This is a genomic window from Burkholderia sp. Tr-20390, from assembly GCF_017104595.1.
GTDB lineage: Bacteria > Pseudomonadota > Gammaproteobacteria > Burkholderiales > Burkholderiaceae > Burkholderia.
The window spans coordinates 1-13,462 of the sequence record NZ_JAAGPC010000213.1 but is presented as its reverse complement, the minus strand read 5'-3'; the positions used below and the strand labels follow the sequence as shown (position 1 = coordinate 13,462).

Sequence of the window (13,462 nt, the reverse complement as noted above, 5' to 3'; positions counted from 1 at the left end):
CGAGGCCGCGCTCACGCAGTCGTTCGACGCGGGGATGAAGCTCGAGCGCAGCCTGTTCCTGCAGTGCATCGACAGCCCGCAGCGTGCGGGCCTCGTGCATGCGTTCTTCGCGGAGCGTGAAGTGGCGAAGGCACCCGAGGCGCGGCGCGCGAGCGCGCGGCCGGTCGAGCGGATCGGCGTGGTCGGCGGCGGCACGATGGGCGCGGGCATCGCGGTCGCGGCGCTCGATGCCGGGCTGCCGGTGACGATGATCGAACGCGACGAAGCATCGCTCGCGCGCGGCCGCGCGCACGTCGAGAAGGTGTACGACGGCCTCGTCGCGAAAGGGCGGATGACGCCGGCCGCGCACGCGGCGCGGCTCGCGCGCTTCAAGGGCAGCACGTCGTACGACGCGCTCGCGCAGGCCGACGTCGTGATCGAGGCGGTGTTCGAGGACATGGCCGTGAAGCAGGCCGTATTCGCCGAACTCGCGCGTGTGTGCAAGCCGGGCGCGGTGCTCGCGACCAACACGTCGTATCTCGACATCGACGCGCTGGCCGCCAGCATCGACCGGCCGGCCGACGTGATCGGCCTGCATTTCTTCTCGCCGGCCAACGTGATGAAGCTGCTCGAGATCGTCGTGCCGGCGCGCGTGAGCGCGGACGTCGTCGCGACCGCGTTCGCGCTGGCGAAGCAGCTGAAGAAGACGCCGGTGCGCGCGGGCGTGTGCGACGGCTTCATCGGCAACCGGATCCTCGCGGTCTATCGCACGGCGGCCGACACCCTGATGGAAGACGGCGCGTCGCCGTACCAGATCGATCGCGCGGTGCGCGAATTCGGCTTCCCGATGGGGCCGTTCCAGGTCGTCGACCTCGCGGGCGGCGACATCGGCTGGGCGACCCGCAAGCGCCGGGCGGCGACGCGCGACCCGCGTGCGCGCTACGTGGAAATTTCCGACCGGCTGTGCGAGCGCGGCTGGTTCGGCCAGAAGACCGCGCGCGGCTACTACCTGTATCCGGACGGCGCGCGTGTCGGCACGCCGGACCCGGAAGTCGAGGCGATCGTCGCGGAAGAACGCGCGAACAAGGGCGTCACGCCGCGCACCTTCACCGACGACGAGATCCTGCGCCGCTATCTTGCCGCGATGATCAACGAAGGCGCGAACGTCGTGCACGAGAAGATCGCGCTGCGCCCGCTCGATGTCGATGCGGTGTTCCTGCACGGCTACGGCTTCCCGCGCTATCGCGGCGGCCCGATGCATTACGCGGACACGGTCGGCCTCGCGAACGTGCTCGCCGATATCCGCGCGTTCGCGAAGGAAGATCCGCTGTTCTGGAAGCCGTCGCCGCTGCTCGTCGATCTCGTCGCGCGCGGCGCGGATTTCGCGAGCCTGAACCGCATCGACTGAACGCCCACCGCATTCGCCACGGACCGAAGATGGACCTCAATTTCACTCCCGAAGAGGAAGCCTTCCGCACGGAAGTGCAGCGCTTCCTGCAAGCCGAACTGCCCGCGCGCATCGCGCGCAAGGTGAAGGGCGGCCTGCATCTCACGCGCGACGACATGCGCGAATGGCACGCGATCCTCAACGCGCGCGGCTGGCTCGCGAGCCACTGGCCGCGCGAATACGGCGGCCCCGGCTGGAGCGTCGCGCAGAAGTTCCTGTTCGACAACGAATGCGCGCTCGCGGGTGCGCCGCGCATCGTGCCGTTCGGCGTGAACATGCTCGGCCCCGTGCTAATCAAGTACGGCAACGACGCGCAGCAGCGCCACTGGCTGCCGCGCATCCTCGACGGCACCGACTGGTGGTGCCAGGGCTACTCGGAGCCGGGCGCCGGTTCCGATCTTGCATCGGTGAAGACGAGCGCGGTGCGCGGCATCGACGCGCAGGGCGAGCACTACCTCGTGAACGGCCAGAAGACGTGGACCACGCTCGGCCACTACGCGAACATGATCTTCTGCCTCGTGCGCACCGCGACCGACGTGCGCAAGCAGGAAGGCATCAGCTTCCTGCTGATCGACATGAACACGCCGGGCGTCGAGGTGCGCCCGATCGTCACGCTCGACGGCGAGCACGAAGTGAACGAGGTGTTCTTCACCGACGTGCGCGTGCCGGCGGCCAACCTCGTCGGCGAGGAGAACCGCGGCTGGACCTACGCGAAATACCTGCTCACGTACGAGCGCACCAACATCGCGGGAATCGGCTTCTCGACGGCCGCGCTCGACCGGTTGCGCGCAGTCGCCGCGAAGGTCACGAAGAATGGCCGGCCGCTTGCGGACGATCCGTTCTTCGCGGCGCGCGTCGCGCGGGTCGAGATCGAACTCGAGAACATGCGCACGACCAACCTGCGCGTGCTGGCCGCGGTCGCGGGCGGCGGCGCGCCGGGCGCGGAAAGCTCGATGCTGAAGATCCGCGGCACGCAGATCCGCCAGGAGATCACCGCGCTGATGCGGCGCGCGATGGGGCCGTACGCGCAGCCGTTCGTCGAGGAGGCGCTCGATGCCGATTACGACGGCGAGCCGGTCGGCCCGGACGACGCCGCGAGCGCCGCGCAGCAGTACTTCAACAACCGGAAGCTGTCGATCTTCGGCGGCTCGAACGAGATCCAGAAGAACATCATCGCGAAGATGATGCTCGGGCTGTAACGAGGGACGCGACGATGGATTTCCAGCACACAGAAGACCGCCGGATGCTGGCGGATACGTTGAACCGCTTCATCGCCGAACAGTACGCGTTCCCGGTGCGCGATCGCATCGCGCAGTCGGCCGAAGGTTTCGATCGCGCGATGTGGCGGCGCCTTGCCGACCTCGGCACGGTCGGCGCGCTGTTTTCCGAAGCCGACGGCGGGTTCGGCGGCGCGGGCTTCGACATCGCCGTGGTGTTCGAATGCCTCGGGCGCGGGCTCGTCGTCGAGCCGTTCCTCGGCGCGCTGCTCGCGGGGCGGGCGCTGTCGCTCGCCGGCGGCGCCGCGCATCGCGACCGGCTGGCCGCGCTGATCGACGGCAGCGCGAGCGCCGCGTTCGCGCACGACGAACCCGGCTCGCACTACGAACTGACGACCGTGCGCACGCGCGCCGAACGCTCGGGCGACGGCTGGGTGCTGACGGGCGCGAAGGGCGTCGTCGACCAGGCTGCGCAGGCGGCGTTCTTCGTCGTCAGCGCGCGGGTGTCGGGTCACGACGACGATGCGGCCGGCATCGGCCTGTTCGTCGTGCCGGCCGATGCGCCGGGCGTATCGCTGCGCGACTACCGGAAGATCGACGGCGGCCGCGCGGCCGAGGTGCGCTTCGAGCACGTCGTGCTGCCGGCCGATGCCGCGCTCGGCGCGCACGACGGCGAAGCAGGCGCCGAGTTGCTCGAACGCGTGCTCGGCTACGGATTGCTCGCGCTGTCGGCGGAGGCGCTCGGCGCGATGGACGTCGCGAAGGAATACACGCTCGACTACCTGCGCACGCGCAAGCAGTTCGGCTTGCCGATCGGCAGCTTCCAGGCGCTGCAGCACCGGATGGCCGACCTGCTGCTCGAAGTCGAGCAGGCGCGCTCGGCCGTGATCAACGCGGCCGCGCAGCTCGATGCGCCGCGCGGGGTGCGCGAACGCGCGCTCGCGGCGGCGAAGTACACGATCGGCCGGATCGGCACGCTCGTTGCCGAAGAGAGCATCCAGCTGCACGGCGGGATCGGGATGACGTGGGAGCTGCCGCTGTCGCACTACGCGAAGCGCCTCGTGATGATCGATCACCAGCTCGGCGACGAGGATCATCACCTCGCGCGCTACATCGCGCTGTCGAAACAGTAAAGACGAACGACGCGAACGGAGGAGACAACGATGACGAACGAATCGCGCGCATTGCCGCTGGCCGGCGTGAAGGTGCTCGATTTCTCGCGTGTGCTCGCGGGCCCGTGGTGCGCGATGGTGCTCGCCGATTTCGGCGCGGAAGTGATCAAGGTCGAGCATCCGGCGCGCGGCGACGACACGCGCGACTGGGGCCTGAGGATCGGCGACACCGAGACGACCTACTTCAACAGCGTGAACCGCAGCAAGCGCTCGATCTGTCTCGACCTGCAGACTGAAGACGGGCGGCGGCTCGCGCGCGAGCTGGCCGCGCAGGCCGACGTGGTGCTCCACAACTTCAAGCTCGGCGGCGCGGAAAAGCTCGGGCTCGGCTACGACGCGCTGGCCGAGCTGAATCCGCGCGTCGTGCACTGCGCGATCTCCGGCTACGACCGCTCGGGCGCCGAGGCCGCGCGGCCCGGCTACGACCTCGTCGTGCAGGGCGAGGCCGGGCTGATGGCGCTGAACGGCGAGGCCGGCCAGCCGCCGCTGAAGTTCGGCGTCGCGGCGGTCGATCTGTTCACCGGCATGTATTCGGCGCAGGCGATCCTCGCCGCGCTGTACGAACGACACGCAACGGGGCGCGGGCGGCGCATCGAAATGGCGCTGTTCGACTGCGGGCTGATGATCACCGCGTACTACGGGCTCGACGCGCTGCTGATGGGCGAGGACCCGCCGCGCTACGGCAACGCGCATCCGTCGATCGTGCCGTACGGCGTGTTCGACGCGGCCGACGGCCCGCTCGTGATCACGGTCGGCAACAACACGCAGTTCGCGCGCTTCTGCGACGCGATCGAGCGGCCCGATCTCGCGGCCGACGAACGCTACAAGACCAACCTCGGCCGCTCGGAAAACCGCGCCGAGCTGCTTCCCGAGATTCGCGGCGAACTCGCACGCCGGTCGCGCGCGACGTTGCTCGCGGCGCTCGCCGACGCGGGCATTCCGTGCGGCGAAGTGCTCGGGCTGCACGAGGCGCTGAAGTCGGAACGCGCGACGCGCGCGGGGCTCGTCACGCGGCAGCCGCATCCGGTCGCGGGCGGCGTCGACGTGCTGGCGCCGCCGTACCGGTTCGATGGCGCGCGGTTGCCGGTGCGCGGCGCGCCGCCGGTGCTTGGTGCCGACACGGATGCGGTGCTCGGCGGCTGGCTCGGGATGTCGGCCGACGAGGTTGCGCGGCTGCGTGCGGATCGCATTGTGTAACGCGTTTCATGCCTTGCCGCCGTGGCGCGGGCGGAGCAGTCGACGCGCCAGCCATCCATAAGACATTCCTCGCGACGACGAGGAGGTTGCCCTGCGGGGACTGGAGTAGGCGCTAAAGCGCCAACTCCGGTCGACCGCGAAGCATGGGACCAGAGTAAGCGCTGAAGCGCCAACTCTGGTCGACAGGAGACACCATGGAGCTTTCCGTCATCGAATCGGTCACGGCGCGCCGTGACTACCAGCAGCTCGTGCGGGCGCGGCGCCGCTTCAGCTTCACGCTGACGGCGCTGATGATCGCCACGTACTACGGCTTCATCCTGCTCGTCGCGCTCGCGCCGCACGTGCTCGCCGCGCCGCTGTACCGCGGCGCGACGATGACGGTCGGGATCGCCACCGGCGTCGCGATCATCCTGGTCGCGATCAGCCTGACCGCGTGCTACGTGCTGCGCGCGAACCGTGCGTTCGACCGCCGCGTCGACGCGATCCTCCAGCGTTCGTGACGGAGGCCGACATGCGACGACTCTCGATGGCGCTCGGCGCGCCTGCCGTTCTCGCTTCCACCGCCGCGCACGCGGTATCCGTCGCGGGCCCGATGCCCGACAAGGTCGAACTGAACCCGGTCGCGATCGGGATGTTCTTCGCGTTCGTGTTCGCGACGCTCGCGCTCACGCGCTGGGCCGCGCGCCGCACGCGCTCGACACGCGACTTCTACACGGCCGGCGGCGGCATCACCGGGCTGCAGAACGGGCTTGCGATCGCGGGCGACTACATGTCGGCCGCGTCGTTCCTCGGGCTGTCGGGGATGGTGTTCATGTTCGGCTTCGACGGGCTCATCTACTCGATCGGCTTCCTGGTCGGCTGGCCGTTCGTGATGTTCCTGATCGCCGAGCCGCTGCGCAACCTCGGCAAGTTCACGTTCGTCGACGTCGTCGCGTACCGCTTCGCGCAGCGGCCGATCCGGCTGCTGACGTCCGCGAATTCGCTGACCATCGTCGTGCTGTACCTCGTCGTGCAGATGGTCGGCGCGGGCAAGCTGATCCAGCTGCTGTTCGGGCTGTCGTACGGCACGGCCGAGCTGATCGTCGGCGTGCTGATGGTGGTCTACGTGTTCTTCGGCGGGATGACGGCCACCACCTGGGTGCAGGTGATCAAGGCCGTGCTGCTGCTGTGCGGCGCGACGCTGCTCGTCGTGCTTGCACTGGGCGAATTCGGCTTCAGCGTCGACGAGATGTTCCGCCGCGCGGTGGCCGTGCATCCGGGCGCGCTGTCGATCATGGGCCCCGGCAAGCTGATCCGCGATCCGGCCAACGCGCTGTCGCTCGGCATCGCGCTGATGTTCGGCACGGCCGGCTTCCCGCACATCCTGATGCGCTTCTTCACGGTGCCGAACGCGAAGGAGGCGCGCAAGTCGGTGCTCTATGCGACCGGCTTCATCGGCTATTTCTATTTGCTGACCTTCGTGATCGGCTTCTCGGCGATCGTGCTGCTCGCGCAGCATCCGGAGTTCTTCAAGCTCGGCGCGAACGGCACGTTCAACCTGACGCACGACCTGCTCGGCGGCTCGAACATGGTCGCGGTGAAGCTCGCGCAGGCGGTCGGCGGGAACTGGTTCTACGGGTTCATCGCGGCCGTCACGTTCGCGACGATCCTCGCGGTGGTCGCGGGCCTCACGCTCGCCGGCGCGACGACGATCTCGCACGACCTGTATGCGCAGATGTGGGCACGCGGCAAGCCCGACGAGCGCGTCGAGATGCGCATCTCGCGCGCGGCGACGATCGCGCTGTCGGCGGTCGCGATCGGGCTGTCGATCCTGTTCGAGCACGTGAACGTCGCGTTCATGGTCGGCCTCGTCGCGGCGGTGGCCGCGAGCGCCAATTTCCCGGTGCTCGCGATGTCGATCTTCTGGCGCGGGATGACGACGCGCGGCGCGGTGCTCGGCGGCGGCCTCGGCCTCGTGTCGGCGGTCATGCTCACGGTGCTGTCGAAGTCGGTGTGGGTCGACGTGCTGCACCACGCGCACGCACCGGTGTTCCTCGACAACCCGGCGCTCGTGTCGGTGCCGCTCGCGTTCATCGGGATCGTCGTCGGCTCGCTCGCGGATCGCGGCGAGCGCGCCCGGCGCGAGCGCGACGCGTTCGCGCAGCAGGAGTTCTACGCGCAGACGGGCGTGCTGGCCGGCCGCGCCGTGCAGCATTGATTCGTCAGATGAATGAGTGCATCCGTCCGGATCGCCGGACGGATATTTTCCGGAAATCCGGAAACCCGGATTTCCTTGCCTGCCGCATTATGAGAAATACAATGAATACAAAGGTTTGACGGGTTTCAGGAACCTGGCATTGACCTTGCAATATAAAACGCACGGCCCTCCCCCGGCCGAACTACTACAGCAAGCAAGGAGACAATCGATGACCACTGCCTTCCTCCCCCTCCGGACGTCCTGAGGCATCGCTTGTTGCGGCACGGCAGCCGCGCGGGCGAGTGAATCTTCCCCTGTGACATTCGTCCGCGCGCGTGACGCCGTTTCCATCGGCTCATCTACTTCTGCAGGAACCATCGTGAAGAAGAAACCCTTCTACAAAGTGCTCTATGTGCAGGTGATCTTCGCCATCATCGTCGGCGTGATCCTCGGCCACTTCTATCCGTCGATCGCCACCGACATGAAGCCGCTCGGCGACGGCTTCATCAAGCTGATCAAGATGGTGATCGGCCCGATCATCTTCTGTACGGTCGTCACCGGCATCGCCGGCATGGAGGACATGAAGAAGGTCGGCCGCGTCGGCGGCAAGGCGCTGCTGTACTTCGAGATCGTGTCGACTTTCGCGCTGGTGCTCGGCCTCGCGGCCACGCACATCCTGCGTCCGGGCGTCGGCTTCAACATCGATCCGGCGACGCTCGACGGCAAGGCCGTCGCGTCGTACGCGGCGAAGGCGCACGGGCAGTCGACGGTCGACTTCCTGATGCACATCATCCCGAACACGATGGTCGATGCGTTCGCGCAGGGCGAAATCCTGCAGATCCTGCTGATCGCACTGCTGTTCGGCAGCGTGCTCGCGCATCTCGGCGAGCGCGGCAAGGTCGTCACCGACTTCATCGACGGGCTCACGCGCGTGCTGTTCGGCATCGTGCACATCGTCACGAAGCTGGCGCCGATCGGCGCGTTCGGCGCGATGGCGTTCACGATCGGCAAGTACGGCGTCGGCTCGCTGGTGCCGCTGCTCAAGCTGATCGGCACGTTCTACCTGACGTCGGTCGTGTTCGTGCTCGTCGTGCTCGGCACGATCGCGCGGGTCACGGGCTTCTCGATCATCCGCTTCGTGTCCTACATCAAGGAAGAGCTGCTGATCGTGCTCGGCACGAGCTCGTCGGAAGCCGCGTTGCCGCAGCTGATGGAAAAGCTCGAGAAGGCCGGCTGCTCGCGTTCGGTCGTCGGCCTCGTCGTGCCGACCGGCTATTCGTTCAACCTCGACGGCACCAACATCTACATGACGATGGCCGTGCTGTTCATCGCGCAGGCGACCAACATCGAACTGACGTGGATGCAGCAGCTCACGCTGCTCGCCGTCGCGATGCTGACGTCGAAGGGCGCGAGCGGCGTCACGGGCGCGGGCTTCATCACGCTCGCCGCGACGCTGGCCGTCGTGCCGACGATCCCGCTGTCGGGCATGGTGCTGATCCTCGGCATCGACCGCTTCATGAGCGAATGCCGTGCGCTGACCAACATCGTCGGCAACGGCGTCGCGACGGTCGTCGTGTCGGCCTGGGAGAAGGAGCTCGACCGCAACAAGCTGCGCCAGGCGCTGAAGGGCGGCGGCGAAGTGGCGCCGACCGAGACGGCCGGCGTCTGACGTCATGAAGGAGCAGGCGGCGGCACCGCCCGCCGGCGGTGCGAGCCGCGGCGGTCGAGGCGGAAGGGCGGAGGCCTATGACACAATAGGTGATCCGCATCGCCAGGAAGCCTCGACCGTGACGCGCCGTCTGCTCATTCTCGTCGTGCTTGCCGCCGCGCTCGCCGCGGCGTGCACGCTGACGTGGACGATCACCTGGCGGCGCGGCGTCGCCGAGCTGCAGCGCAACGCCGCGGTGCGCGTCGACCGCACCACCAATGCGCTCAAGAGCACGCTCGACCGCTACGAGTCGCTGCCGTATCTGCTCGGCAGCCATCCGTACGTGCAGGACCTGCTCGCCGAGCCGACGCGCGCCGACTACACCGGGCGCGTCAATCGCTATCTCGAAGACCTCAACGAACACGCGCACGCGACCGTCACCTACGTGATCGGCGCGGACGGCCTGTGTGTCGCCGCCAGCAACTGGCGCGCGCCCGACAGCTTCGTCGGGACCGAATACCGCTTCCGCCCGTATTTCCTCGATGCGATGAACGGCCAGGTCGGCCGCTTCTTCGGGATCGGCACGATCTCGCGCGATCCCGGCTACTACATCTCGCAGCCCGTGTGGCGCGACGGCAAGATCGCGGGCGTGGTCGTCGTGAAGCTCAACCTCGAATGGTTCCAGGGCGCCGATGCGTCGGAGCCGCTCGTCGTCGCGGATGATCACGGCGTCGTGTTCCTGTCGTCGGTGCCCGCATGGAAGTACCACACGCTGCGCCCGCTCACGGGCCCTGTCGCCGCGTCGATCTACGAGACGCGCCAGTACGCGCAGCAGCCCGTCACGCCGCTGCCGCTGCGCATCGAGCAGGTGCTCGGCCCCGATGCGGAAATCGTGCGCCTGGGCCCCGGCATGCGCGCGCCGCGGTTCCTCGCGAGCAAGCGCCGGATCGGCGAGCCCGACTGGCTGCTCGTCACGCTCGCGCCTATCGCGCCCGTCGACGCCGATGCGCGCAACGCGACGATCGTCACCGGTTTCGGCTTCGTGTCGGTCGCGCTGCTCGCGTTCTACTGGCGGATGCGCCGCGCGCGCGTGCGTGAAATGATCCGCGGCCGCGCGCTGCTGCAGCAGGCGTATGCGGAGCTGAACCGGCGCGTCGAGGAGCGCACGGCCGACCTGTCGGAAGCGAACGAGCAGTTGCAGAAGGAAGTCGGCGACCGGATCCGTGCGGAGCAGGAGCTGCGCGCCGCGCACGACGAACTGATCCAGGCGAGCAAGCTCGCCGCGCTCGGCCAGATGGCGGCCGGCATCACGCACGAACTGAACCAGCCGCTCGCGGCGCTGCGCAGCTTCTCGGACAACACGCGCGTGTTGCTCGATCGCGGCGAGCAGGCGGCCGCGCGCGAGAACCTCGAGGCGATCGCCGCGCTCACCGAGCGGATGGGCAAGATCACGAACCAGCTGAAGCTGTTCGTCGGCCGCGCGAAGCCGCGCAACGAGCAGGCGCTCGTCGTGCGCGCGCTGCGCAGCGTGCTGTCGTTGCTCGACGAGCGGCTGCGCGGCGTCGCGCTCACGCTGACGCTGCAGGACGCGACCGTGTCGCCCGCGCAGGATGCGCCGCTCGACCTGGCGCGCGACTATCCCGAGCTCGTCGCCCGTTGCGAGGATCTGCGCCTCGAACAGGTGCTGATCAACCTGCTCGGCAACGCGCTCGACGCGGTGGCCGGCGTCGCGGCGCCGGCGATCGAGGTGACGATCGCGGTGTCGGCGGCCACGCTCGCCGTCGAGGTGCGCGACAACGGAAGCGGTATTGCCCCTGACCTGCTGCCGCGCCTGTTCGAGCCGTTCTTCACGACCAAGGAAATGGGGCGCGGGCTCGGCCTCGGCCTCGCGATCTCGTCGTCGATCGCGAGCGACGCGGGCGGAGCGCTGACCGCGCGCAACGCGCCGTCGGGCGGTGCGCTGTTCGTCTTGACGCTGCGGCGCGCCCGCACGCATCATCCGGACTCCGTGTCCGAGCCGGCGGGCTCGCGCTAGGCGCGCCACGCCGCCCGCCCGATCGGCGCACGATCGGTATCAACGACGCCGCGCGCGCTGCCGCCGCGCGGCCCGTCAGGAGCAAGTGAGTACGATGGCCAACCGGCTGCAAGTGATCTATATCGAAGACGATGCGCTCGTTCGCCGGGCCAGCGTGCAGAGCCTTCAACTGGCGGGGTTCGACGTCGCCGGCTTCGAGTCGGCCGAGGCGGCCGAGAAGGCGATCGTCGCGGATAACGCCGGCGCGATCGTCAGCGACATCCGGCTGCCCGGCGCGAGCGGGCTCGACGTGCTCGCGCAGTGCCGCGAGCGCGTGCCCGACGTGCCCGTGATCCTCGTCACGGGGCACGGCGACATCTCGATGGCCGTGCAGGCGATGCGCGACGGCGCATACGACTTCATCGAAAAACCGTTCGCGGCCGAGCGCCTGATCGAGACGGTGCGCCGCGCGCTCGAGCGCCGCGAGCTCGTGCTCGAGAACCACGCGCTGCGGCGCGAACTGGCCGGGCAGAACGTCGTCGCGCCGCGCATCATCGGCCGCAGCCCCGCGATCGAGCAGGTGCGCAAGCTGATCGCGAACGTCGCGCCGACCGATGCGTCGGTGCTGATCAACGGCGACACCGGCGCCGGCAAGGAGCTGATCGCGCGCAGCCTGCACGAGCTGTCGCCGCGCCGCGACAAGCCGTTCATCGCGGTGAATTGCGGCGCGCTGCCCGAGCCGATGTTCGAGTCGGAGATGTTCGGCTACGAGCCCGGCGCGTTCACCGGCGCCGCGAAGCGCCGCGTCGGCAAGCTCGAATATGCGTCCGGCGGCACGCTGTTCCTCGACGAAATCGAAAGCATGCCGCTCGCGCTGCAGGTGAAGCTGCTGCGCGTGCTGCAGGACGGCGTGCTGGAGCGGCTCGGCTCGAACCAGCCGATCCGCGTGAACTGCCGCGTGGTGGCGGCCGCGAAGGGCGACATGAGCGAGCTCGTCGCGGCCGGCACGTTCCGGCGCGACCTGCTGTACCGCCTCAACGTCGTGACGATCGCGCTGCCGCCGCTGGCCGAGCGCCGCGAGGACATCGTGCCGCTGTTCGAGCACTTCATGCTCGATGCGGCCGTGCGCTACGCGCGGCCCGCGCCGGTGCTGACCGACCGGCAGCGCGCGAGCCTGATGCAGCGCGACTGGCCCGGCAACGTGCGCGAGCTGCGCAACGCGGCCGACCGCTTCGTGCTCGGCGTGGCCGACATGCCGCAGGAGACGGGCGCGAGCGGCGACGACGCCGACAGCGAGCAGACGCTGAAGGAGCGCATCGAGCAATTCGAGCGCGCGGTGATCGCCGAGGCGCTGAACCAGACGGGCGGCGCGGTCGCCGCGACGGCCGACCGGCTGCATGTCGGCAAGGCGACGCTGTACGAGAAGATGAAGCGCTACGGGCTGTCGGCGAAAGGCGAAACCGAGCGCTGAAAAGCAAACGGACCGCGGAACCGGCTTGCCCGGTCGTGCGGTCCGTGGTGCGGGGAAGGGCGCGGTGCGCGGCCCTTCGAGCCGGATCGGGCGGCGCTCAGGCCGCGTTGCCGTCGAGTGCCTTCTTGAGCAGCGCGTCGAGTTCCGCGAACTGCGGTGCGCCGACGTAGCGCTTCAGGATCTTGCCGTCCTTGTCGACGACGAAAGTCGTCGGCGTGAGCTGCACGTTGCCGAACTGCTTCGCGACGCTGCCGTCGTCGAGCGCGACCTTGAACGGCAGCTGGCGCGTCTGCGCGTAGTTCGCGACGTACATCGGCGGATCGTAGTTCATCGCGACCGCGACGAATTCCAGACCTTGACCCTTGAAGCGATTGTAGGTTTCGACCATCTGCGGCATTTCCTGCATGCAGGTCGCGCAGCTCGTCGCCCAGAAGTTCACGAGATAGACCTTGCCTTTCAGGTCGCCTGCAGTCGAGACCTTCTGGCCCGACAGCAGCGTGAACGTGGCGTCCGGCACGCTGGACTTGCCGTTGAACGCGAAGAAGCCGGCGACGGCGATCGCCGCGACGACCGCGGCGGCGACGATGTAGCGGACGGGGCCGGCGCTGCGCCGGACGGGAGGCGTGGTGTTCATCTGGTGCTCTCGGAGTCGGTCGATGACGCGGATCAATGCAAAGGACATCGAAATTCGGCGCTCATTTTAGCGCGAATGCGGCTTGCGCACCGACGGCGGCCACGCATCCCGGATGTCACGTTCAGCGGATAATGCCCGTTTTGCCTGCCCGATCCACGCCATGCCGAAGGAAGTCACCGTTTCGTTGCGCCCCCTTTTTCGTCCGCTGCGACACTTCGCCGCGCTCGCGTGCATGAGCGCGGTGCTGGCCGCGTGCTCGCCGTCGTACGACTGGCGCACGCTGCACAACGATGCCGGCTACACGATCGACCTGCCGGCGAAGCCGACCGTCGAGGAGCAGCCGGTGGCGATCGGCGGCGCGTCGATGCCGATGCGGATGCAGGCCGCGCACGAAATCGCTGCGAACGTCTACAAGCCGCTTCAGACGAAACAAGCGTCGAAAGCCATCACTGCTCAATTCTGTGCTCATCTTCTCAAGACTGGAAAATACGGCTCGGGCCCGAGTCT

At 68.5% G+C, this 13,462-nt stretch carries 10 protein-coding genes and 1 pseudogene; 10 read left to right on the top strand and 1 reads right to left on the bottom strand.

Annotation, left to right across the window (positions count from 1 at the left end; genetic code table 11):
• The 9 genes from G3N98_RS34450 to G3N98_RS34410 form a co-directional block, all read left to right on the top strand.
• A partial coding sequence (locus tag G3N98_RS34450; protein WP_241026216.1) for a 3-hydroxyacyl-CoA dehydrogenase occupies positions 1-1,387 on the top strand: 1,387 nt, incomplete at its 5' end.
• Positions 1,388-1,416: 29 nt separating this feature from the next.
• Positions 1,417-2,625: an acyl-CoA dehydrogenase family protein gene (locus G3N98_RS34445; RefSeq protein ID WP_206150642.1), complete on the top strand. Its 1,209-nt coding sequence runs from the start codon at positions 1,417-1,419 to the stop codon at positions 2,623-2,625.
• A 14-nt stretch (positions 2,626-2,639) separates the two neighbouring features.
• Complete coding sequence (locus G3N98_RS34440) at positions 2,640-3,776, top strand: acyl-CoA dehydrogenase family protein (protein ID WP_206150641.1); 1,137 nt, start codon at positions 2,640-2,642, stop codon at positions 3,774-3,776.
• A gap of 30 nt (positions 3,777-3,806) precedes the next feature.
• Positions 3,807-5,012: a CaiB/BaiF CoA-transferase family protein gene (locus G3N98_RS34435; protein WP_206150640.1), complete on the top strand. Its 1,206-nt coding sequence runs from the start codon at positions 3,807-3,809 to the stop codon at positions 5,010-5,012.
• Between the two features lie 194 nt (positions 5,013-5,206).
• Positions 5,207-5,512 carry a DUF485 domain-containing protein gene (locus G3N98_RS34430; protein ID WP_089431721.1) on the top strand — a complete coding sequence of 102 codons (306 nt, stop codon included), beginning with the start codon at positions 5,207-5,209 and terminating at the stop codon, positions 5,510-5,512.
• Between the two features lie 11 nt (positions 5,513-5,523).
• Positions 5,524-7,209, top strand: coding sequence for a cation acetate symporter (locus G3N98_RS34425; protein ID WP_206150639.1), 1,686 nt, complete (start codon positions 5,524-5,526; stop codon positions 7,207-7,209).
• A gap of 358 nt (positions 7,210-7,567) precedes the next feature.
• Positions 7,568-8,857, top strand: a complete 1,290-nt coding sequence (locus tag G3N98_RS34420; RefSeq protein ID WP_060321844.1) for a dicarboxylate/amino acid:cation symporter — start codon at positions 7,568-7,570, stop codon at positions 8,855-8,857.
• Positions 8,858-8,861: 4 nt separating this feature from the next.
• Entirely contained in the window at positions 8,862-10,871 is a 2,010-nt protein-coding gene (locus G3N98_RS34415) for an ATP-binding protein (RefSeq protein WP_089431720.1), read from the top strand.
• A 94-nt stretch (positions 10,872-10,965) separates the two neighbouring features.
• Positions 10,966-12,321 carry a sigma-54 dependent transcriptional regulator gene (locus G3N98_RS34410; protein WP_089426405.1) on the top strand — a complete coding sequence of 452 codons (1,356 nt, stop codon included), beginning with the start codon at positions 10,966-10,968 and terminating at the stop codon, positions 12,319-12,321.
• Positions 12,322-12,418: 97 nt separating this feature from the next.
• Here the strand turns inward: G3N98_RS34410 and G3N98_RS34405 are convergent, their stop codons facing one another.
• Positions 12,419-12,955 (bottom strand): TlpA disulfide reductase family protein, encoded by a 537-nt coding sequence (locus tag G3N98_RS34405; protein WP_175236790.1) that lies wholly within the window; start codon positions 12,953-12,955, stop codon positions 12,419-12,421.
• Between the two features lie 160 nt (positions 12,956-13,115).
• On the opposite strand from G3N98_RS34405, the pseudogene G3N98_RS34400 reads away from it, so the two are divergent.
• Positions 13,116-13,462: pseudogene (locus G3N98_RS34400) on the top strand (hypothetical protein); the annotation flags it as partial.

Excerpts from the sequence above, each read along its gene's own strand:
- G3N98_RS34445 (WP_206150642.1), top strand. The coding sequence starts at position 1,417 with ATGGACCTCAATTTCACTCCCGAAGAGGAAGCCTTCCGCACGGAAGTG.
- G3N98_RS34440 (WP_206150641.1), top strand. The coding sequence starts at position 2,640 with ATGGATTTCCAGCACACAGAAGACCGCCGGATGCTGGCGGATACGTTG.
- G3N98_RS34435 (WP_206150640.1), top strand. The coding sequence starts at position 3,807 with ATGACGAACGAATCGCGCGCATTGCCGCTGGCCGGCGTGAAGGTGCTC.
- G3N98_RS34430 (WP_089431721.1), top strand. The coding sequence starts at position 5,207 with ATGGAGCTTTCCGTCATCGAATCGGTCACGGCGCGCCGTGACTACCAG.
- G3N98_RS34425 (WP_206150639.1), top strand. The coding sequence starts at position 5,524 with ATGCGACGACTCTCGATGGCGCTCGGCGCGCCTGCCGTTCTCGCTTCC.
- G3N98_RS34415 (WP_089431720.1), top strand. The coding sequence starts at position 8,862 with ATGAAGGAGCAGGCGGCGGCACCGCCCGCCGGCGGTGCGAGCCGCGGC.
- G3N98_RS34410 (WP_089426405.1), top strand. The coding sequence starts at position 10,966 with ATGGCCAACCGGCTGCAAGTGATCTATATCGAAGACGATGCGCTCGTT.
- G3N98_RS34405 (WP_175236790.1), bottom strand. The coding sequence starts at position 12,955 with ATGAACACCACGCCTCCCGTCCGGCGCAGCGCCGGCCCCGTCCGCTAC.